Here is a 19,699-nt window from a genome sequence, read left to right as displayed (position 1 = left end):
CCGGGTTCACGATAATCGAAGATCTCAGCGACCATATCCCCAGGATTCGGTGGGCGCGACGGGGTCGAGCGTGTCAGTTCGTTTGGTAAAATACGCGTTTTAGCTTCCGTGATTTATACATCCCCAGCCGTACAATCAGCAGATATGACGCTCACTCGACGGCGATTGTTGATCGGCGCGGGAATCACGGGCACGGCCGCACTCGCGGGCTGTCTCGACGACCAGTCCGATCCGGGCGCTGGAGGTGATCCAGGTGACGACGAGACGGACGACACCGACGATACGAACGACGGCGAGAACGGATCCGACGACACTGAAGAGGGTAGTGAAAACGACGGCACAGACGGAACGGACGACACAGAGGAGAGCGAAGACGAGGACGAGGACGAGGAGTCTGGCGACGAGCCAAGCGGAAGCGGCACCGTCGCCGACTACGACGCGGTCGAGTACACGGCCGACGGCGGTGAGACGGCCGTCGAAACATTCCGCACCCGAGACGAGGCCGAGTCGTATCTCGGCCTCGAGGATCGACAGGAGACAGAGCGGGACGCCATCGAGTCGCTCCTCGACGATGTCGACTTCGACGCTGAGACCGTGCTCGCCCTCGAGACGCAGGGCACGAACGGCTGTTACGCGCTGCAGTTGCGCTCGCTCGAGGCAACCGACGAGGACGGATTATCGGTTTCGGCCGCCGCCGTCGATACCAGCGACGACGACGAGGCGTGTACCCAACAGCTCGTCGACCTGGGGCTGCTCGTGCGAGTGACCTACGACGGCGAGCCGCCGAGCCAGGGGTCGGCCGCCATCACCGACGGCGACGGTGACGCCCACGAGTTCGCCTGGGCGTCGGACACGGCGAGCGATGGGGAAGACAGTTCGGGCAACGATTGACATCCTCCACGCCGTAAACGACGTGGAATCCCGACCGCCGTTGGGATATTACGGTTTGCAGTCCACGACCTGTTCTCGCGGGGCGAAACTGCCCTCGCTACGATCGAACAGATGGACTGCAGGCTGTGCCAACCAGCCGTTACTCCTATCCGGTGACGGACTCGGAGTTACTTTTCGTCGGATATTCTCCGCACCGTTCACGTCCGCGTTCGCTACCGTATCGCACTCTTCACAGACGTACAACCCACGTTCGATCCGCTGGTTGCCGTCTCTGGTTCCGCAGGCAGAACACGTTTTCGAGGTATCGCGTTCAGATTCTACCGTCACGTCGATCCCTTTGGCTTCCGCTTTGTAGTCGAGCATCGACGTGAAGCGGTCGAACGCCCAGCCGTGAAGCTCGAGGTTGCCGTGCTTGCCCCAGTTACGAGACTCGCCGTTCTCGTCGTCGCGGATACCACCGAGGTTCCCGATGACGATGGTTCCGACGCCTTTCTCGACACACTCCGAAACGATGTGTTTCGAGAGGGTATGCAAGAAGTGGGTTCGGCGTTCCGTGCGCTTCCGGTCCAGCCGAAGCCGCTCGGTGGATCGGCTATCGTCACACTTTGCCTTCTTCCGTCCGAAGTAGTATTCGTCCGCTTTCAGCGCATTGCCGGGGAAGAGGATCGATTCACCGCCGAACGAAAGCGCGGCGATGTTCGAGATGCCGAGGTCAATTCCAGCAGTCTCGTCACCCGGTGGTTCGGGATCAATCGACTTTCGGCAGACGAAGTGAAGCCGCCACTCTTCGTACTTACGGACGGCCCGAACCTGTTGAATGTCCCACTCGGAGAGGTCTACGTCGGGACGTAGCTCGTACTCACACAGCACGAAGTCCGAACGGTGTTCTTTCAGGTTGCGCCCTTTCGAGAGGCGAACGCGGTTGAACTGTGCATCATGCTTGAAGCCAGCCGCCTTGAACGACACGGTTGAACGCGGGTGGGAGCCACCGCGCTTGCGGTAGCCGGGCGGTCGGGCACGGCTATCGCCGTTCCGACGCTTTCTGAACCAGCCGTTGAACGCTTCAGCGAGTTGTTCGAGAACGCGCTGACTGGATTGAGAATGAAGATCCGTGTAGCGTTCGTGGCCTTTGAGTTCGGATTTGAGTTCCCCGTCATCGGGGATCTCGCCCGTCTCGTCCCACTGTTCTTGTGCGTAGTAGCGACCGACGTTCCAGAGTTTCGACGCGGCCCGTCCGAGTTGATCGAGATCGTCGCTCACCTGCTGTGGGTTGGTGATCGACGCCTCGAATGTTCGGTGGGTTCGCATCGGATTCTATCCTCATAACCAGTTATGAATGTCGAAAACATAATAGCACCGATTCGGAATAGAATATCCAGCCATGCAACAGGCAGTGGATTGTTCCATCAATCGACGGCGCGTATCCACGCCCTGAAGGACGTGGTATTGCGCCTGCTCAGCGTATAACCGTTTCAGAACCCTCGACCAGGCCAGTCACCCGAGTTCGGTGACGGCCACGCGTTCGTCTTCGTCTGCTTCGAGCCACCAGGCGAGACAGTCAATCTCGATCATCCGATACTCGGTCGTCAGCGAGAGCCACTCACAGGACGCCAGGGATCGTAGCGGTTCGGCGGTGTCGATAACCCCCGTCTGTGAATCCGACTCGACCCGATCGAGCAGTACCGCGAGATCCGGGTCGGCTTTCGCGGTGTCGATGCCGGCGAGCTGTCGAAGGTACTGAAACGAGGAGGGGCCGACCCCCAAGATGGAGCCGATCGGATCCGTCTCGTACCGATAGACGTCGGCTTCGGCGGCCCACGAACACAACGCCTCGAACTCGTCTCCTTCCGGGCGGTCAGCGATGACGGACGCGATCTGGAGCAGGGCAGTACGACTCCGGCTCGCCCCGAAGACCTCTTGAAGGTCCTCGTCGGCGGGGTCGAGCGTCGCGAGGTCGTCGAGGGTCGTCACTCGACCGGATTCGATCAGCGTCGACTCGAACTGGTCGACGGTCGGTTGAACGCCGGTCGCGTACGTCTGGCCCGTCGTCGCGGCTGCGGCCGTGGCGACCAGCAACAGCGGGTCGTCACCCGCTGGTCTGTCGAACTCGAGGAAGTCAGTCGACAGGGCCACGTATGGGGTTCCGTCGGCACATCGATCGAGCACCTCCTGCGGTGACGGCATGACTCTTGTCGACAGCCAACACACGGGAGCGTGATAGGTGTATCGACCGGATTATATATTCTTTCGAGAGGGTCACGAGGAACAATGTGGTCGAATAGCATCGCGACGGGCAGGTATCGGGGAGAGTACCGCGGAAGGGCGACCGGGAGAGGGGCGTCACTCCCGCGGGCCGTTCGTGATCGTCGTGTGAGCGCCGATGAGTGCCCCGGCAAGATCCATGTTCTCGAGTCGGGTCTCCTCGTCGATGATCGATCGTCGAATGTCGGCGTTGCGGACGGTCGCGTCCGGAAAGATCACGGCGTGATCGACGGTCGAGTGCTCGAGCGTCGCGCCATCCATCACGTGGACGTTCTCGCCGATCGTGACGTCCTCGAGGGTCGCCGAGTCGGCGATCAGATTGTCGCCATCCAGGTGCCAGGCGACGGCGTCGAGGTAGCTGTCGGGCGTCCCGATGTCGAACCAGGCGCCTTCGAACGTGAACGCGTGGGTGGGTTCGCGGTTCTGGAGCCACTGGATGAACCAGCCCGGTTCGTCGGGGTTGTTTCCCTCTTCGAGATACGTCGAGAGTAACGAGAGGTTCTCTTCGGGGAACGCGTAGCAGGCGATGGATACGAGGGTGCTCTTTGGATCGTCCGGTTTTTCCTGAAAGTCGACGACGCGCTCTCCCTCGAGTTCGACGAGGCCGTACGATTTTGCCTTCTCCCGCGAACCGACGTCGTAGGCGGCGAGCGAGGGCGTCCCCTGGCGTTCGAAGTAGTCGATGAACTCGGCGATGTCGAAGCTGATGAGGTTGTCGCCGGCGATCACGACGAGGTCGTCGTCGACGGTCTCCCGGTCGATGAGCTGGGCGAGCGCGCCGACGACGCCGAACTTCTCGTCCTCCTCGGCGGTGTCTTCGACCGACAGCCGCGGTTTGTCGAACGGCGATTCAGCGAGGTGGGCCTCGAATTCGGCTTCGAAGCGTTCGTTGGTGCTGACGAACACCTCGTCGATGCGGTCGTCTGCCTCGAGTTCGGCGAAGATGTGATCGATGACGGTCGACTCACCGACGGGGAGAAACATCTTCGGCCGATGTTTGGTAATCGGCCACAACCGGGTCGCGTAGCCTCCGGCAAGCACGACGGCCTTCATACGTCATCGATTCACCTGCGGGATGTAAGACCCTTACCCTTTCATCGGTCTGCTAACGTATCTGCTTCCGACGCTGGTTACCGACGTTCCTTGTCGCTCAACTACCGACGTTCCAGGGCACTCACAACGGGTCGCTCTCGTGCACGCGTTCGAGGACAATCCGGTCGTCGAACCCTCCACGCTCGACCGACTTCTGTCGACGGGTTTCCTCGAGTTCCTCGAGCGTCAGTTCGTCGCGAACCTCCGTACACTCTTCCTCGAGTTTTTCGAGCAGTCGGCGCTCGTATTCGGCATCGTCGGCGACGTGGGTGACCGACCGGTCACCGTTTTCGTCGATAATCGCTGGGATTCGATCGCGAACGAGTTTGTCGTATTCCGTAGCATACCGAGGGCGTTCGGAACCCGTCCACTCCACTGTGACGATCCCACACGCCCGACACACTTGCGTCGGCTCTCACACGCCCGACGCAATCCCGAGCCAGCCGGAGGTACATGTAAACCGGTGTAGCGACTACGGCGTGGTATGCGGGAAGCCGACGAGACGACGCGACAGCGACTCACCGACGCGCTTCGAACACGACCAGCAACGCCGAGTGAACTCGCCAGCGAGTTCGATTTAACGACGGGATCGATCCTTCGCCACCTCGAGCACGTCGCCCGATCGATCGATGGAACGGACGAACAGATGCTCGTGTCGCCGCCGAGGTGTCGGGACTGCGGCTTCGACCGGTTCGATGACCGCCTGAATCTCCCGTCCCGGTGTCCCGAGTGCAAGAGCGAGTCCGTCGCTGAGCCGGTGTTTACGGTTGAACGAGCCCGAGAGTGAATACGGAAACCACTCTACCCAAATCGTTTGCACGGACTGACAGTCACACGGTTCGGACAACTATTTCCAAGTCGATACGAATATCAGTCAGCGCGTTCATCATCCGGTATGAACTATCGAGTGAACGACTGCCGAGCGCCTGCATCCGGCGACGAGTCCAGTCGCCGTTTCAACGGACGCCTGTTCGCTCGAGTACCGACTCACTCCCCGGAACCAATGCGAGGCCGAAATCGACGACGATTCTCACCTCTACTCGCTCATTTCGCCGCTGCTCGAGGTGACTGTCGATGAGCCACCCGACCCAGCGGAGCGACACCGCAACGGATCTCGCAGCCGACACCCTCGACTGGCTCAGCGCTCGTCAGGAGTCACCGGCGGCAGTCGACGAGGTGTTGCAAGCACTGGGCCATCAGCGCCGTCGCCTCCTCTACGACGTTCTCAGAACTCACGAACAGGAACTCACGTTGCCCGATGCCGCCGAGGAGGTCGCCCAGCAGGAAGCTAACCGACCGATCACCGAACTCTCGGCCGAACGGATCGCGGACGTCTACATCTCGCTGTATCACGACCACCTCCCGCGACTCGTCGAAGCCGGCTTGCTCGAGTACGATCAGGAAAACGACCTGGTTGCACTGGCGACCCACTGATACCGTCTAGTGTAGTCGCTCACCGGTGATTTCCCGTACGGTCGGAAATCACCCGAAAACCGTTACAACAGTCCGTATGAGGTTCGGTTCTTTCCCCCGACTTCGTAGAACTGTACGTTCGACGTCGATGTCCGATCAGCCGACTCTCGTTCGATCAGGCCAAGACCGGTGTAGCAGTAGACATCGTCGCTCACGTAGACGATACCGTCGTCGACGGCGACCTCCACAGCCTCGAGGCGTGCCCCTTCACAGGGGCCGAACGTACACAATCCACTGTCGGCCTCGAAGTACGCGCCGTGATTCTCACAGACGAACTCGCCGTTTCGCGTCGTCTCCCCGTCGTCTTTGCCAATCGGGACGCGCCGATAGTGCTGGCAGGCGTCGAGCCAGCCGACCACGTCGTCGCCGGTACGATGACGGAGTACGTCGCGTTCCGTGTCGTCTTCGTCGCGAGCAGTAACGATCATCGTCGAATCGGTCGGCACAGCCTCGAGTGGGACAAACGGTGTCTCCACAGCCATCTACCCCCGCTTCTGGCCCGTCGGAAGCGTGTTTCGAACCGCGACCCGATCACGTGACGTTTACAGGCACTCCCCCCGAACCGGGGCCACATGGATGGCCTCCTCATCTACGGTGCCTACGGCTACACTGGCTCACTGATCGCCAGGGAAGCCGTCGCACACGGTGGCTCCCCAGTGCTTGCGGGCCGAGACGGCGAGCAGGTTCGAACCCTGGCCACCAGTCTCGACCTCGACTATCGAGTCTTCGATGTCGAGACCGACGACCCCACCGACAGCAGCGAGCGGGACGACTCCACGTCGGCGAGCGATAGCGACGAGGAAACCCAGGACACCACCAGTCTCGTCGACCAGCTCGAGCCGTTCGACGTCGTCTGTAACTGCGCCGGGCCGTTCGTTCACACGGCGGAGCCGATGGTCGAAGCGTGTCTCGATGCTGGCACCGACTATCTCGACATCAACGCCGAGTTTCAGGTGTTCGAACGACTCGCCTCGATGGACGAGCGAGCCACTGACGCGGACGTCACCGTGTTGCCAGGGATCGGATTCGACGTCGTGACCTCCGACTGTCTGGCTGCGTTTCTCGCGTCGAAACTCCCCGACGCTACTGAGCTCTCCCTTGGGATTGCCACCTCGAGTACCGTCTCGCGCGGGACAGCGAAGACCATGGTCGAGTCGCTCGGTTCGGGCGGAATCATCAGACGTCGGGGCCGACTGGTCGAAGTGCCAACGGCTCACGACACCCGCGACATCGATTTCGGTTCCGAGGTCGGCGTTAAACCGGCGATGACCGTCCCCTGGGGCGACGTCGTCACGGCGGCCCACAGCACGGACATCGACTCCGTTCGAGTGTACGCCGCCTCGACCAGACGGACGATAAATGCCCTCAAAGCGGGCGCTCCGCTCGAGTCGCTGGCCGAGTTCGACCCGGTCAAATCGACGCTCGAACGACTCGTCGAGGCAACGATGGACGGCCCCGACGGGAGCGAACTGACGACCGGCCGAGCCGTTGTCTGGGGTGAAGTCACCAACGGCACCGAGTCCGTCACCGGCCGACTGTCGACGCCGAACCCGTACTCGTTTACGGCCGAGTCGGTGGTTTTGGCCGCCGAAAAGACGCTCGCCGGCGAAGTAGAATCGGGCTACCAAACGCCGGCAACCGCCTTCGACCACGACTTCGTGCTCGAGTGTTCTGACGTCCAGCGGGTGGTGAAACACTCTCACCCACAGTCCACGGCGTAAGCCGATCGTCGAAGCCTTCGTCTCGTGAGTCGTTCGAAAACGTCCGTTCACGCTGGGTAAAACCGGCGTTTCACCTTGGGATACGCTTTATTCGTCGGTTCTCGTCGACTCGAGCAGGACAATGGTGTACGATCGACGACGGCTGCTCAGGGCCTGTGCCGGAGTTGGTTCGCTGGCGCTCGCCGGATGTACGGAGGCCGCACTTCCCGGATCTACTGGGAGCGAGGACGAGAAAATCGACGACTGGCAGTACGATCCGGCGGATGCGGGGAACGGATCGGCTAACAGATTCGGTGGAACCGACGGCGAGGCCGTCGAAGCTGACGCCGACGACAGCATCGGCCTCGCGGCCGGCGGCGCTGCTGACGTTTCCACGTTCCGGCAGAACGTCAGGGAGGGTTACCTGCCGACCCCCGCGTCCATCGCCTACGAGGGATTGTTCCACGAGTACTACTTCGATACCGGCGGCGACGGCTCGTGCACATCGCTGTTCTGCCCGACGTACACGCCCGCCGTGAGCCCGGATCCGTTCTCGGACGAGCGCGAGCAGTTCCTCTCGGTCGGCCTCGACTCCGGGCTCTCGCAAACTGATTTCGAGCGCCCTGCCCTCAACCTCGTGATCGTTCTCGACATCTCCGGCTCGATGCGCGCCAGTTTCACCGACTACTACTACGACCAGTACGGCGGCGCGTACTACTACGACGAACACGGGAACAAACGCGAGATCGACGAGGACGATACGCGTCCGAAGATGGACGTCGCGAAAGACGCCCTGGTCTCGCTCACGCGACACCTTCGTCCGGACAATCGATTCGGCGTCGTGCTGTTCAACAGCGACGCCGCCGTCGCGAAACCGCTTCGGAAAGTTGGAAAGACGGACATGGATGCCATCCGCGGTCACATTCAGGCGGACATTCGAGCGGGCGGGGGAACCAATATCTCCGCGGCGATGGACGCCGCCGAAGAGCTGATGGCCGATTACGAAGGAGCAGATCACGAGCGCAGGGAGAACCGCTCGATCGTGATCACGGACGCCCAGATCAACTGGGGCGAGACGAACGCCGACGAACTTCGAAGCAGCCTCGAGGCCAACGCCGAGGCGAACCACCACACCACCGTCGTCGGCGTCGGCGTCGACTTCAACGCCGACCTGATCGACCAGATCACGTCGGTTCGCGGCGCGAACTACTACAGCGTCTACACCGAATCGGCGTTCGAACGACGGCTCGACGAGGAGTTCGAGTACATGGTGACGCCGCTTGTCTACGACCTCTCGCTCGAACTAGAGGCCGAGCACGCCACCATCGTCAGAGTGTACGGCTCGACGGCCGCAGACGAAGCCACGGGAGAGCTGATGCACGTCAACACCCTATTCCCCTCGCCGCGAACCGACGGCGAGGCCAGAGGAGGCGTCGTGCTGGTACAGGTCGACGTCGATCACGCGGGCGAGGAGGAACTCGAGTTGACCGCGAGCTGGGAAACGCGCGACGGTGAGGTGCACGAAACGACCGAGCATATCACGTTCCCGACAGCCGAAGAAACGTACGAAAGCGACGCGATCCGGAAGTCGATTCTCCTCTCGCGGTACGCCAGTTTGCTGCGAGAGTGGACGGTTTACGAGCGCAAGGTGGCTGCTGGAGAAACGGAACCCGACGACACCGCCGACGCGGATGCAGAAGGGATCGACCCCCCGGCATCCCACCGACTCGGTGAGTGGGAACAGCAGTCGGTGCCGCTGTCGGTTTCGGATCGGTACGACACCCGACTCCGGACGTTCGCCGACCACCTCGAGAGCGAGATGGCCGCCGTCGGTGACGACGACCTCGAGCAAGAACTGACGATGCTCGAGACGATTCTCGAGACCGGGTGATTCTCGAGACCGAGTTAGGTGCACGGGCGTCGTGTATCAGGTCAAGCCGATCGCTCGTGTCTCATGCCCTCAGGACGACCGCTCGAGGCCCACACCGAGATCGTAGAGAACGTCGAAGAAGTTGGGAAACGAGACGTCGACGTGTTCGGCCCCCCGGATCGTCGTCTCGCCGTCGGCAACGAGGCCGGCGACGGCCAGGGACATGACGATCCGGTGATCGCCGCGACCGTCGACGGTCGCCCCCTCGAGGCCGAACTCACTCCCGTGGATTGTCAGCGAATCGCGTTCTTCCGTCGTCTCGACGCCCATTTTTCCCAGCTCCTCGGCCATCGCGCTCACCCGGTCGGTCTCCTTGAATCGGACGTGTTCCGCGTTCGTGATGTGGGTGTCACCCTCAGCAATCGCGCCCAGGGTCGCGATGGTCGGCAGCAGGTCGGGCGTGTCCTCGACCGACACGGTCACGCCCTCGAGATCGCTTCGTTCGACCTCGATAGTGCCGTCCTCGCGATGCCAGGTGAGATCGGCCCCCATGCGCTCGAGAATCTCGAGAATCGCCGTGTCGCCCTGCGCGCTCGGGTGGGCGCCGCGAACGCGGACGTATTCGTCGTCGGCCGCGGCGACGGCACCTGCCGCGGCGAGGTAGGAAATCGAGGAGAAGTCGCCGGGAACGTGGTAGGTTCCGCCGTCGGGGTCGTAGGATTGGGCGCCAGCGACGGCGAAGCCGTCCGCCGTGGCGTCGGCCTCGACGCCGAAGTCGGCGAGCACCTCGAGCGTGACGTCGACATAGGGGGCGGATTTGAGTTCCGTCTCGAGAGCGATTTCGAGACCGTCGTCGGTTACGGCACCGGTCATCAACAGCGCCGAGATGTACTGCGAGGAGACGTCGCCGGGAATCGACACGGTGCCGCCATCGATCGGCCCCGTGACGACGAGCGGCGCCTGGCCGTTTCCACGGGTGCTGAACGCCTCGCCGCCGAGGTCGGAGATGGCCTCGAGCAGCGGCCCCTGTGGGCGAGAGCGGAGGGAGTCGTCGCCAGTGAGGACGGTCGTGCCGTCCGCGAGTGCGGCGGTGGCCGTAACCAGCCGCATGGTCGTCCCGCTATTCGCACAGTCGATGACGTCGTCCGGGACGGTCGGTCTCCCGTCGAAGCCCGTGATCTCGAGGCGACCGTCGTCTGTACGGGCCACGTCGCCGCCGAAGTGTTCGACGGCGCGAGCGGTCGCTCGGGTGTCCGCCGACCAGAGGGCGTCGTGGACGGTGGCCTCCGCGGCGTATCCCGACGCGAGGATCGCCCGGTGGGTGTAGCTCTTGGAGGGTGGCGCTCGAGCGGTACCGCGAACGCGCGAGGGCGTGATAGTGACGTGCATGGTCGCTGTGTGGTTGTTGCGACGTAATACGGTACCGATGCGGGGGAGATTTGCGACGACTCGAACGATACCTCCCCCGCCGATCCCGCAAGCCTTATGTATAAATCAGTACATTGATGTACGATAATGGAACCTGTTGGCGACGTTGCCCCGGCCGTCCGCTCGATTCTCGAGGCCGCTCGAAATCGCGACGCGACGACAGCCGACCCGATCACCGTCGAGCCACGTCCCTTCTCCGATGCACTCACCACTGCCGAAAGTGACGGCCGCGTGCCGGTGATCGCCGAGGTGAAACCGACCAGTCCGACGAGTGACGGCCACCGTGAGGACGATCCGGTCGAACTGGCCGAGTCGATGGTCGACGGCGGTGCAGCAGCGATCTCCGTCCTCACCGAACCGACACACTTCGGCGGCTCGCCCACCGCACTCAGGCGCGTTCGCGACGCGGTCGACGTGCCGGTGCTGCGCAAGGACTTCGTCCTTCGCGAGGAACAGCTCGACGTCGTCGAATCGGATCTCGTCTTGCTCATCGTCCGCTTCGTCGACGACCTCGAAGTACTGCTCGCGGCCGCCCGTGAACGCGGCTTCCAGGTACTCGTCGAGGTACACGATCGGGCAGAACTCGAGGTGGCCCTCGAAGCGGGTGCCGACATCCTCGGCGTGAACAACCGCGACCTGACGAAACTCGAGGTCAATCTCGAAACCTTCGAGCGCGTCGCGCCCCACGTCCCTGACGACGTGACCCTGATCGCCGAGAGCGGAATTTCGACGCCCGAGGATGCCTGCCGGATGCGCGAGGCGGGCGCGGACGGCTTGCTCGTCGGCAGTGCCCTCATGGATCACGCGGGCGAAACCGACGGTGACGTACGATCGAATACGCGGCGACTGACGATGGCGGAGGTCGAAACGACATGACTGATACTGACACTGAAACTGACACACCGCGGGGAACGCGCACGGACCCGACCAGTGAGAGCGAGGAGCACAGGGACGCTCGAATAACGAACGACTCGAATCGAGACACGAACGCCGAGGACGGAACCTTCGGCCGCTTCGGCGGCCAGTACGTTCCCGAGGCTCTGATGCCCGCCCTCGAGGAACTCGAGGACGCCTACCAGCGGTACGTCCTCGAGAACGAGGACGGGTTCATGGACGAGTTCCGACGGCGACTCGAGGCGTTCGGCGGGCGACCGACCCCCCTCCAGCGAGCGGATCGGTTGAGCGATCGGTACGGTCGCGACGTATACCTCAAACGGGAGGATCTGGTTCACGGCGGTGCCCACAAGCTGAACAACGCCCTCGGACAGGTGCTGCTCGCGAAGTACATGGGCAAGGAACGAATCATCGCCGAGACGGGTGCGGGTCAGCACGGCACGGCGACGGCGATGGCTGCCGCCCACCTCGACATGCCCTGTGAAATCTACATGGGCCGAACGGACGTCAATCGCCAGCGCCCCAACGTGTTCCGGATGCGGATCAACGGGGCCGAGGTGAACCCGGTCGACGCCGGCCGCGGCACCCTCAAAGAGGCGATTTCGGAAACCATGCGCGACTGGTCGCGAACAGTCGAGCACACCCACTACGTGATCGGATCCGTCGTCGGGCCGCATCCGTTCCCGGCGATGGTGCGCGACTTTCAGGCGGTCATCTCCGAGGAGGCCCGCGCGCAGTGTCTCGAGCAAACCGGCTCGCTCCCCGACTCCGTGATCGCCTGCGCAGGTGGTGGCTCGAACACGATGGGGTCGTTTCATACCTTTGTCCCTGATCAGCACGTTTCCCTGTACGCCGTCGAGGCCGGCGGCTCCTCCCTCGAGGTCGACGAGGAAGCGGGCGTCGCCCCGAACTCGGCGACGCTCGCGACCGGCGACGAGGGCGTCCTCCACGGCGCGCGGACGACGCTGCTTCAGGACTCCCACGGACAGATCATGGAGTCCCACAGCGTCTCGGCGGGCCTGGACTACGCCGGCGTCGGCCCCGAACTCGCCCACCTCGTCGACGAGGGTCGCGTGACCCCCGTCACCGTCGACGACGAAAGCGCTCTCGAGGCCTTCCACCGTCTTTCAACGGAGGAAGGGATCATCCCGGCCCTCGAGACGGCACACGCCTTTGGCTATCTCCACGAGGCGGCGCTAGTCGACGACGCCGACGAGGTGCTCGGTGAAACTGTCGTCGTCACCGTCTCCGGTCGTGGCGACAAGGATCTCGAGACGGTAATCGAGGAGACAGCCGCTCGAGGCCTGGACGCGGCACCGGACATGTCGGTGTTCGAAGGGGGTCTGCGATGACCGACGGCATCGACGCCGCGTTCGCCGACGGCCCGGCGTTCGTCCCGTATCTCGCCGCAGGCGATCCAACCTACGAGGCCTCGCTCGAGTACGTCGAGTCACTGGATCGGGGTGGGGCCGACGTGATCGAACTCGGACTTCCCTTCTCGGAACCGATCGCGGAAGGGCCGACGATCCAGGAAGCGGTCATCCGCGCACTCGAGGCAGGGATGACGCCCGAGCGGTTCTTCGAGTTCGTCGAGGAACTCGACGTGGAGGCGCCGCTGGTCTGTATGACCTACTACAATCTCATTTTTCAATACGGACAAGCAGAGGGGCCACGGCCGTTCGTCGAGCGCGCTGCTGAGGTCGGCCTCGAGGGGTTCGTCGTCCCCGACCTCCCCGCAGAGGAGGCCGGGCCGCTCCGGGAAGCCTGCGACGAGTTCGGCCTCGACCTGATCTTCATCGTCGCCCCCACAACCCGCGGCGAACGCCTCGAGCGCATGATGGAGCGCGTCTCGGGATACGTCTACGTCCAGGCGCGACTGGGGACGACCGGCGCGCGCGAGGACGTCTCCGATCAGACCGGCGACAGCCTCGAGCGCCTCGCTTCGTGGGACGTGCCGAAGGCGGTCGGGTTCGGCATCAAGACCGGTGAGCACGCCGAATCGATCGTCGCCGCAGGCGCGGACGGGATCATCGTCGGGAGCGCCCTCGTCGATATCGTCGCAGACGGCTACGAAAACGGAGATCCGACCGCAGAAACTGCGGCACGGCTCGAGGAGAAGGCTCGCGAACTTTCGATCGGCGCTCGCCGTGGGGCGGGTGAAAACGTACCGGAACCAGAACAGCCATAACCACCACTTTGCTACACACTCACAATATGACGACACCTGGACTCGACGCACGACTCGACCGAATCGGGACGGACGGACGCTACGTCATCGTCCCGATGGATCACGGCATCACACTTGGGGCCGTCACCGGCCTCAAGGACATCGAATCGACCATCGACGGCGTCACCCGCGGCGGGGCCGACGCTGTCTTGACCCAGAAAGGGATCGCCCCACGCGTTCACCCCAACAAAAACGACGCGGGCTACATCGTGCACGTCAACGCCTCGACGGTCATCGGGCCCGATTCGAACGACAAGCGGTTGACCTGCACCGTCGAGGAGGCCATCCGCGCCGGCGCTGACGTCGTCTCCCTGCACATCAACGTCGGCTCGACGTACGAACCCAAACAGCTAGAGGATCTCGCAGAACTCACCGCCGAGGCGAGTCGCTACGGCATTCCCGTCCTCGCGATGGCCTACGCCCGCGGCCCGGACGTCGAGGGAGACGACCCACAGGCGCTCGGCCACGCCGTCCGCCTGGCCGAGGAGGTCGGCTCGGACATCGTCAAGACGGGCTACAGCGGCGACGCCGACAGCTTCGAGCACGTCATCGAGTCCACGCGCCTCCCGGTCGTCATCGCCGGGGGCTCCCGCGGCACCGACCGTGAAACCCTCGAGATGGTTCGCGGCGCGATGGACGCCGGCGGCGCGGGCGTCTCGATGGGCCGGTCGATCTTCCAGCACGATGACCCCGAAGCGATCACGCGTGCGGTAGCCGGCATCGTCCACGACAACCTCGAGCCTGACGAGGCACTCGAGGTTGCCGGCCTCGCGCTCGAGGCCTGATTCAGGTAGTCGTCTCCGTTTTCCGTTTCAGCTGGCTCCGTTTTTCGTTTCGGTTCTACCGCTCACGCCCTCCGTCGAGCCATCCACACCATCTCCTGGCTGGACGACTCGAGCGGGTCGCCATCGAAACCGCCGTTGACACCCCACTCTTCGAACGGCGACAGTCGAAAGAGGAGGTCGCACTCGCGTTTCGAGACGAGAGCGATGTCGGTCTCGCTGGCTTCGAGCAGCTCACCGTCTTCGGTACGAATCTCCGATCTGATGGTGACGAGCTGGTCGACCTCGTCGGTCAGTTCGGTTTTCCGTCGGTGGGTATAGTGGTCGCCGTCGACAGTCACCTCGATCTCCTCCCACGTCCCATAGCGCTCACAGATGACGGCGAAGTTTGGCGTAAAGATGTTCAGCACCAACCGGCCATCAGGGGCGAGGGCCTCGTAGATGCGATCGAGGGCCGCCAGTTGCTCGTCCGTCTCGAGGAGGTGGAGAAACGCCCTGAACGGCACGATTACCAGCGCGTACGATCGCTCGGGATCGAACATCGTGACGTTGGCCTCACGGACGGACGGCTCGAGTCCCCGTTCAGCGGCCTTCTCCCTGAGCACTTCGAGCATGCCGCTCGAGACGTCGATACCGTCGGCGTCGATGCCCGTCTCGAGCAACTCGAGGTAAATGCGACCGGTGCCACAGCCAACCTCGAGGACGGGGCCCTCAGCCTCGGCCTCGAGAGCGAGATCACGATAGAAGGGGAGGTCACCACCTGTCGCACCGTCGTACGTGGCGTCGTACACCGAGGCGATCTGATCGAAATACGTGTCAGCGTCCATGGTGTTGGCGACGAGCGGGGGATCAAAAACCGTTGGGTCGGTGTGAGAACCTCGAACACTGTGCTCTCGAGTCGCTCCTGAAGTCGAAACTCCGTCCAATCGATGGGACTAAAGTGTCCTTCTACAAACGTTCGCTCGAATGGTACGGGATCCGATCACCTCGGAATCTGCCCCCTCGGCCGAGGAGATCTGTGGCGCACTCGACGATCCTGACTGCCGAGACATTATCCGACACCTCGATGAACCAATGACCGCCGCTGAACTCAACGCTCGCTGTGACATCCCACAGTCGACACTGTACCGGAAACTCGAGTTGCTCACCGAGGCAACCCTCCTCGAGGAATCGACGGAGATTCGCCGTGACGGCCACCACGCCAGCAAATACACCGTCGCCTTCTCCGAGATCACGATCGCCCTCGATGAAGACAGGTCGCTGGCGGCCCGCATCGATCGACCGCCTCGGACGGCGGACGAACGACTCGCCGACCTCTGGACGGAGGTGCGCGAAGAACTATGAGCCCGCACAATACCGACCCCGTCACCGTGATGATCGCGCTGGCGGTCGTCAAAACGCTGATCCTCGTCGTCGGCGGCGCAATTACGTACTTTACGTTCAAGGCGTTCCGTCGAACCCACAGACGCGAACTCGGCTTGCTCGCGTTGGGCTTTGGTACTGTTACCCTCGGATTCGTTCTCGCTGGTCTCCTCTTCGAGATGCTCGAAGTCACGCTCGCTCTGGGGATTCTGATTGAGAGTCTGCTCGTTCTCGGCGGCTTTCTCATCATCGCGTACTCGCTGTACGTCGACTGAAGTCGGTTGCGCCACACAATTCGATCCGAATTCATCACTCCCCCCCCCCCCCGCTTGAGCCCGTGTCACAATACGATCTGTGTAACACCCGTACTCTCGAGAATCATCCAGGCGACGAACAGCGCGTACAGGACGAGCAACAGCCACGCTTCCCGATCGGTCAGTGCGAAGTCGGTGCGGGTGGTCGCGAACAGGACGATGGTTGCGACGACGAGAAACCCCATCAGTGGGGCGGCCACGGCGAAATCGATCGCCGTGGATCCAGCGATGAGGACGCCGACCGGTACCGCGACCAGCAGGTCGAAGATATTGCTCCCGAAGACGTTTGCCAGACTGACCGTCGAATCGCCGGCTCGAGCGGCCCGTACGCTGATGATCGCATCGGGGAGGCTCGTCCCGGCCGCGATGATGGTGATTCCCCACAGGAACGATGGTGTATCGAAGTATACGCCGAACTCCACAGCGGCGTGAACCAGGAGTTCGACGCCGAGGAGGATCAACACCAGGCCGACGATCAGCAACCCCCACTGTCTGGGGCTGTTGACGCGAACCGAGCTGGTGCTCGGCTGGTACTCCCTCGTCTCGAGATACTGGATGAAGATGTACAACCCGTACAGCGCCAGTGGAAACAGGGCCAGGGGACGCGTGAGCGTCCCGACGAGTTCCTCACCACCCGACGGCACGTAGATCACGGCCAACGAAAAGGTGAGCAACAGCGTGGCCACGGCGATGATGTAAAACTGCGCTTCCCGGTAGACGATCGCACGCGTCGCTTCCATCACGTCCCGATGGGCCAGCGTCGACAGCGCCGGGATCATCAGGATGTTGAATATCGCCGACCCGACGATCGCCGCGACACCCAGTTCGAACTCGCCGTAGCGAACCGTCGCGATGATCACGCTGGCCAATTCGGGGAAGCTCGAGCCGATGGCGGCGATCACCGCGCCCTGGACGATCGCCGGGAGGCCGTAGTGAGTGGCGAGTTTGTCGGCAGCGCCCTCGAGAAACAGACTGCCTCGCCAAACGAGTATCGTCGCGACCGTCGCCACCAGCAGTAACCACGCAACCGTGAGCATGCTCGTCTGTGACCTCCTTGTAGGAACGTTTCACCGGGATCGGATAAGTATCGAGGGTCTCGAACCACTCGTTTTCAGCCGAACACCGATTCGACCCGCTCGAGCGCCTGCTCGATATCATCCCGTGAGACGTCTCGGTGGGTGCAGAATCGGATCGTCGTCGGGCCAAATGGTGTCGCGAGCACGCCGCTGTCGCGCAGTCGCTCGAGGACGGTGTCGACGTCGAGTCCCGTCCCGGCGACGTTAACAGGGACGATGTTGGTTTCGGGAGTCGGCACCTCGAGTCCTGGAAGGTCGGCTAACCCCGCTGCCAAGACCTGAGCGTTCTCGTGGTCGGCCGCCAGGTCGTCGACGTTCTCGAGGGCACACAGTCCCGGCCCGGCGATGACGCCGACCTGACGCATCCCGCCGCCGAAGAGTTTGCGTGTTCGACGGGCTGCCTCGATGAAGTCGGCGTCGCCGGCGAGCATCGACCCGACCGGCGCGCCGAGCCCCTTCGAGAGACAGAACATGACGGAATCGACGTGCTGGGTGATGTCGGTCACGGGAACGTCGAGGGCCGTCGCGGCGTTGAACACCCGAGCGCCGTCGAGGTGTACCGGCACGTCCCGTTCGCGCGCTGCGGCGACCGTCTCGGCCATCCGATCAGGATCGATCGCGAGGCCGCCACGAGCGTTGTGCGTGTTCTCCAGACAGAGCAGTCCCGTCCCCGGCCGGTGAAGGTCTTCGGCGACGTAGCCCGCCTCGAGCTGTTCGGGCGTCGGAAGGCCGCGTTCTCCGTCGACCATCCGCACCTGGACGCCGGCGTGCTGGGCCATCCCGCCCAGTTCCCACTTGACGACGTGACTCTCCCGGTCGGCGAGCACCTCCTGACCGTGCTCGGTGTGTTCGCGGACGGCGATCTGGTTGCCCATCGTCCCCGTCGGCACGTACAGCGCCGCGTCCATGCCGACGAGGTCGGCCGCGCGCGCCTCGAGTTCGTTCACCGTCGGATCCTCGCCGTAGACGTCGTCGCCGACGGGGGATTCGAAGGCCGCTTCGCGCATGGCGTCGTCGGGGGTCGTCACCGTATCCGAACGCAGATCGATCATAGCACCCCTTGATCGCGGTCGGCAAAAGAAGCGACGATGCAGGAAAAGCGCCACTTTCGGAACGAAAACGTATTCGGATGGGCGCCGAAAGCACGAATATGGATCCGCGAATCCGCGAACACGCACAGGTCATCGCGAACCACTCCGTCGATCTCCAGCCGGGGGACAACGTGGTGATCGACGCCCATCCCGTCGCCGAGGATCTGGTCGTCGCCCTCCACGAGGTGATCGGCGACGTCGGTGCGAACCCGATCACGACAGGCAAACGCGCCGGCAAGCGTCAGCACCGCGCCTTTCTCCGCGCCGCCGCACAGGAGGCCGGTGACGACGACCCCGAGTTCGAAACGCCCGAACACGAACTCGCGTTGATCGAGCACACCGACGTCTACATCGCCATCCGGGCCGGCGACAACGCGACCGAGACGAGCGACGTCGATCCGGAGGTCAGCGCGGCCTACAGCCAGGCATACCGCCCCGTCCAGAACGAGCGCCTGTCGAAACGCTGGTGTCTCACCCAGTTCCCCGCCCCGGCGAACGCCCAGCTGGCGGAGATGTCACGGGATGGCTACGAGAACTTCGTCTGGGACGCCGTCAACAAAGACTGGGATGCCGTCCGGGAACACCAACAGCAGATGGTCGAGATTCTCGACCCGGCGGACGAGGTTCGGATCAAAAGCGGGGAGACGACCGACCTGACGATGTCCGTCGCAGGCAACCACACCCTCAACGACTACGGCGAGCGTAACCTTCCCGGCGGCGAGGTCTTCACCGCCCCCGTCCGCGACAGCGTCGAGGGCGAGGTACTGTTCGACATGCCGCTGTACCACCAGGGCCGGGAGATCACCGACGCCCATCTCGTGTTCGAACACGGCGAAGTCGTCTCCCACTCGGCGTCGAAAAACGAGGGGTTGCTTACTGAGGTGCTCGAGACCGACGACGGCGCCCGGCGGTTGGGTGAGCTGGGTATCGGGATGAACCGGGATATCACCAAGTTCACCTACAACATGTTGTTCGACGAGAAGATGGGCGACACCGTCCACCTGGCGGTCGGCCGAGCCTACGGCTCCACCGTCGGCGAGGATAACGAGACCAACGATTCGGCCGTCCACGTCGACATGATCGTCGACATGAGCGAGGATTCGTTCATCGAGGTCGATGACGAGGTCGTGCAGCGCGACGGGACGTTCCGGTTCGAGGACGGCTTCGAGGCCTAACGCAGCCGGTTTGTAGGTTTGGTCAGTTTACTTCTCGTTCACCGTCTCTCGAGCATCGAGGG

Annotated in this window: 21 protein-coding genes; 12 read left to right on the top strand and 9 right to left on the bottom strand. The window is 63.1% G+C overall.

Annotation, left to right across the window (positions count from 1 at the left end):
- Positions 1-144 precede the first annotated feature (144 nt).
- Positions 145-891: a hypothetical protein gene (locus NGM68_RS05845; protein WP_252700707.1), complete on the top strand. Its 747-nt coding sequence runs from the start codon at positions 145-147 to the stop codon at positions 889-891.
- Positions 892-939: 48 nt separating this feature from the next.
- Here NGM68_RS05845 and NGM68_RS05840 read toward each other — a convergent pair whose 3' ends face one another.
- The 4 genes from NGM68_RS05840 to NGM68_RS05825 all read right to left on the bottom strand — a co-directional run bounded on the left by NGM68_RS05840 (position 940) and on the right by NGM68_RS05825 (position 4,621).
- Entirely contained in the window at positions 940-2,199 is a 1,260-nt protein-coding gene (locus NGM68_RS05840) for an RNA-guided endonuclease InsQ/TnpB family protein (protein ID WP_252700706.1), read from the bottom strand.
- A gap of 186 nt (positions 2,200-2,385) precedes the next feature.
- Entirely contained in the window at positions 2,386-3,075 is a 690-nt protein-coding gene (locus NGM68_RS05835; protein ID WP_252700705.1) for a hypothetical protein, read from the bottom strand.
- A gap of 156 nt (positions 3,076-3,231) precedes the next feature.
- Entirely contained in the window at positions 3,232-4,206 is a 975-nt protein-coding gene (locus NGM68_RS05830; RefSeq protein WP_252700704.1) for a nucleotidyltransferase family protein, read from the bottom strand.
- Positions 4,207-4,327: 121 nt separating this feature from the next.
- Positions 4,328-4,621 carry a nucleoside triphosphate pyrophosphohydrolase gene (locus NGM68_RS05825; RefSeq protein WP_252700703.1) on the bottom strand — a complete coding sequence of 98 codons (294 nt, stop codon included), beginning with the start codon at positions 4,619-4,621 and terminating at the stop codon, positions 4,328-4,330.
- A gap of 108 nt (positions 4,622-4,729) precedes the next feature.
- Here NGM68_RS05825 and NGM68_RS05820 point away from each other — a divergent pair, with 108 nt between their 5' ends.
- Together NGM68_RS05820 and NGM68_RS05815 are read left to right on the top strand one after the other, a co-directional pair.
- On the top strand, positions 4,730-5,032 hold the full coding sequence (locus tag NGM68_RS05820; protein ID WP_252700702.1) for a transcriptional regulator: 303 nt from the start codon (positions 4,730-4,732) through the stop codon (positions 5,030-5,032).
- A 287-nt stretch (positions 5,033-5,319) separates the two neighbouring features.
- Positions 5,320-5,679 (top strand): DUF7344 domain-containing protein, encoded by a 360-nt coding sequence (locus tag NGM68_RS05815; RefSeq protein ID WP_252700701.1) that lies wholly within the window; start codon positions 5,320-5,322, stop codon positions 5,677-5,679.
- 62 nt (positions 5,680-5,741) lie between these two features.
- Here the strand turns inward: NGM68_RS05815 and NGM68_RS05810 are convergent, their stop codons facing one another.
- Positions 5,742-6,200, bottom strand: coding sequence for a Rieske (2Fe-2S) protein (locus tag NGM68_RS05810; RefSeq protein ID WP_252700700.1), 459 nt, complete (start codon positions 6,198-6,200; stop codon positions 5,742-5,744).
- A gap of 90 nt (positions 6,201-6,290) precedes the next feature.
- On the opposite strand from NGM68_RS05810, the gene NGM68_RS05805 reads away from it, so the two are divergent.
- Both NGM68_RS05805 and NGM68_RS05800 read left to right on the top strand, forming a co-directional pair.
- Positions 6,291-7,439, top strand: a complete 1,149-nt coding sequence (locus tag NGM68_RS05805) for a saccharopine dehydrogenase family protein (RefSeq protein WP_252700699.1) — start codon at positions 6,291-6,293, stop codon at positions 7,437-7,439.
- Between the two features lie 121 nt (positions 7,440-7,560).
- Positions 7,561-9,309, top strand: coding sequence for a vWA domain-containing protein (locus NGM68_RS05800; RefSeq protein ID WP_252700698.1), 1,749 nt, complete (start codon positions 7,561-7,563; stop codon positions 9,307-9,309).
- Between the two features lie 69 nt (positions 9,310-9,378).
- Here NGM68_RS05800 and aroA read toward each other — a convergent pair whose 3' ends face one another.
- Positions 9,379-10,677 carry a 3-phosphoshikimate 1-carboxyvinyltransferase gene (aroA, locus tag NGM68_RS05795; RefSeq protein WP_252700697.1) on the bottom strand — a complete coding sequence of 433 codons (1,299 nt, stop codon included), beginning with the start codon at positions 10,675-10,677 and terminating at the stop codon, positions 9,379-9,381.
- Between the two features lie 126 nt (positions 10,678-10,803).
- Here aroA and trpC point away from each other — a divergent pair, with 126 nt between their 5' ends.
- The 4 genes from trpC to NGM68_RS05775 all read left to right on the top strand — a co-directional run bounded on the left by trpC (position 10,804) and on the right by NGM68_RS05775 (position 14,622).
- Positions 10,804-11,592: an indole-3-glycerol phosphate synthase gene (trpC, locus tag NGM68_RS05790; protein WP_252700696.1), complete on the top strand. Its 789-nt coding sequence runs from the start codon at positions 10,804-10,806 to the stop codon at positions 11,590-11,592.
- A 167-nt stretch (positions 11,593-11,759) separates the two neighbouring features.
- A complete protein-coding gene (gene trpB / locus NGM68_RS05785) occupies positions 11,760-12,962 on the top strand; it encodes a tryptophan synthase subunit beta (RefSeq protein ID WP_425493615.1) in 1,203 nt (400 codons plus the stop codon).
- Positions 12,959-13,798: a tryptophan synthase subunit alpha gene (gene trpA / locus NGM68_RS05780; RefSeq protein WP_252700694.1), complete on the top strand. Its 840-nt coding sequence runs from the start codon at positions 12,959-12,961 to the stop codon at positions 13,796-13,798. Before trpB ends, trpA begins: the two co-directional genes overlap by 4 nt.
- Positions 13,799-13,824: 26 nt before the next feature.
- The gene (locus tag NGM68_RS05775) at positions 13,825-14,622 is read left to right on the top strand and encodes a 2-amino-3,7-dideoxy-D-threo-hept-6-ulosonate synthase (RefSeq protein WP_252700693.1); all 798 of its coding nucleotides are present in this window, start codon (positions 13,825-13,827) and stop codon (positions 14,620-14,622) included.
- A 62-nt stretch (positions 14,623-14,684) separates the two neighbouring features.
- Here NGM68_RS05775 and NGM68_RS05770 read toward each other — a convergent pair whose 3' ends face one another.
- Positions 14,685-15,446: a class I SAM-dependent methyltransferase gene (locus NGM68_RS05770; protein WP_252700692.1), complete on the bottom strand. Its 762-nt coding sequence runs from the start codon at positions 15,444-15,446 to the stop codon at positions 14,685-14,687.
- Positions 15,447-15,585: 139 nt separating this feature from the next.
- Between NGM68_RS05770 and NGM68_RS05765 the strand changes: the two genes are divergently transcribed.
- The gene (locus NGM68_RS05765; RefSeq protein ID WP_252700691.1) at positions 15,586-15,963 is read left to right on the top strand and encodes a winged helix-turn-helix domain-containing protein; all 378 of its coding nucleotides are present in this window, start codon (positions 15,586-15,588) and stop codon (positions 15,961-15,963) included.
- Positions 15,960-16,256, top strand: a complete 297-nt coding sequence (locus tag NGM68_RS05760) for a DUF7521 family protein (protein ID WP_252700690.1) — start codon at positions 15,960-15,962, stop codon at positions 16,254-16,256. Before NGM68_RS05765 ends, NGM68_RS05760 begins: the two co-directional genes overlap by 4 nt.
- 65 nt (positions 16,257-16,321) lie before the next feature.
- Here NGM68_RS05760 and NGM68_RS05755 read toward each other — a convergent pair whose 3' ends face one another.
- Positions 16,322-17,332, bottom strand: a complete 1,011-nt coding sequence (locus tag NGM68_RS05755; protein WP_252700689.1) for a sodium:calcium antiporter — start codon at positions 17,330-17,332, stop codon at positions 16,322-16,324.
- A 74-nt stretch (positions 17,333-17,406) separates the two neighbouring features.
- Positions 17,407-18,423 (bottom strand): threonine aldolase family protein, encoded by a 1,017-nt coding sequence (locus tag NGM68_RS05750; RefSeq protein WP_252700688.1) that lies wholly within the window; start codon positions 18,421-18,423, stop codon positions 17,407-17,409.
- 98 nt (positions 18,424-18,521) lie between these two features.
- On the opposite strand from NGM68_RS05750, the gene NGM68_RS05745 reads away from it, so the two are divergent.
- Positions 18,522-19,637 carry an aminopeptidase gene (locus tag NGM68_RS05745; protein ID WP_252700687.1) on the top strand — a complete coding sequence of 372 codons (1,116 nt, stop codon included), beginning with the start codon at positions 18,522-18,524 and terminating at the stop codon, positions 19,635-19,637.
- Positions 19,638-19,699 lie beyond the last annotated feature (62 nt).

This window comes from Natronosalvus vescus (genome assembly GCF_023973145.1).
Classification (GTDB): Archaea; Halobacteriota; Halobacteria; order Halobacteriales; family Natrialbaceae; genus Natronosalvus; species Natronosalvus vescus.
The sequence above is the reverse complement of the archived record's forward strand: the minus strand, read 5'-3'. Positions and strand labels throughout refer to the sequence as shown.

Excerpts from the sequence above, each read along its gene's own strand:
- NGM68_RS05835 (WP_252700705.1), bottom strand. The coding sequence starts at position 3,075 with ATGCCGTCACCGCAGGAGGTGCTCGATCGATGTGCCGACGGAACCCCA.
- trpA (WP_252700694.1), top strand. The coding sequence starts at position 12,959 with ATGACCGACGGCATCGACGCCGCGTTCGCCGACGGCCCGGCGTTCGTC.
- NGM68_RS05755 (WP_252700689.1), bottom strand. The coding sequence starts at position 17,332 with ATGCTCACGGTTGCGTGGTTACTGCTGGTGGCGACGGTCGCGACGATA.
- NGM68_RS05810 (WP_252700700.1), bottom strand. The coding sequence starts at position 6,200 with ATGGCTGTGGAGACACCGTTTGTCCCACTCGAGGCTGTGCCGACCGAT.
- NGM68_RS05815 (WP_252700701.1), top strand. The coding sequence starts at position 5,320 with ATGAGCCACCCGACCCAGCGGAGCGACACCGCAACGGATCTCGCAGCC.
- NGM68_RS05760 (WP_252700690.1), top strand. The coding sequence starts at position 15,960 with ATGAGCCCGCACAATACCGACCCCGTCACCGTGATGATCGCGCTGGCG.
- trpC (WP_252700696.1), top strand. The coding sequence starts at position 10,804 with ATGGAACCTGTTGGCGACGTTGCCCCGGCCGTCCGCTCGATTCTCGAG.
- NGM68_RS05820 (WP_252700702.1), top strand. The coding sequence starts at position 4,730 with ATGCGGGAAGCCGACGAGACGACGCGACAGCGACTCACCGACGCGCTT.
- NGM68_RS05745 (WP_252700687.1), top strand. The coding sequence starts at position 18,522 with ATGGATCCGCGAATCCGCGAACACGCACAGGTCATCGCGAACCACTCC.
- NGM68_RS05800 (WP_252700698.1), top strand. The coding sequence starts at position 7,561 with ATGGTGTACGATCGACGACGGCTGCTCAGGGCCTGTGCCGGAGTTGGT.
- trpB (WP_425493615.1), top strand. The coding sequence starts at position 11,760 with ATGCCCGCCCTCGAGGAACTCGAGGACGCCTACCAGCGGTACGTCCTC.
- NGM68_RS05840 (WP_252700706.1), bottom strand. The coding sequence starts at position 2,199 with ATGCGAACCCACCGAACATTCGAGGCGTCGATCACCAACCCACAGCAG.
- aroA (WP_252700697.1), bottom strand. The coding sequence starts at position 10,677 with ATGCACGTCACTATCACGCCCTCGCGCGTTCGCGGTACCGCTCGAGCG.
- NGM68_RS05830 (WP_252700704.1), bottom strand. The coding sequence starts at position 4,206 with ATGAAGGCCGTCGTGCTTGCCGGAGGCTACGCGACCCGGTTGTGGCCG.
- NGM68_RS05775 (WP_252700693.1), top strand. The coding sequence starts at position 13,825 with ATGACGACACCTGGACTCGACGCACGACTCGACCGAATCGGGACGGAC.
- NGM68_RS05750 (WP_252700688.1), bottom strand. The coding sequence starts at position 18,423 with ATGATCGATCTGCGTTCGGATACGGTGACGACCCCCGACGACGCCATG.
- NGM68_RS05845 (WP_252700707.1), top strand. The coding sequence starts at position 145 with ATGACGCTCACTCGACGGCGATTGTTGATCGGCGCGGGAATCACGGGC.
- NGM68_RS05770 (WP_252700692.1), bottom strand. The coding sequence starts at position 15,446 with ATGGACGCTGACACGTATTTCGATCAGATCGCCTCGGTGTACGACGCC.
- NGM68_RS05765 (WP_252700691.1), top strand. The coding sequence starts at position 15,586 with ATGGTACGGGATCCGATCACCTCGGAATCTGCCCCCTCGGCCGAGGAG.
- NGM68_RS05805 (WP_252700699.1), top strand. The coding sequence starts at position 6,291 with ATGGATGGCCTCCTCATCTACGGTGCCTACGGCTACACTGGCTCACTG.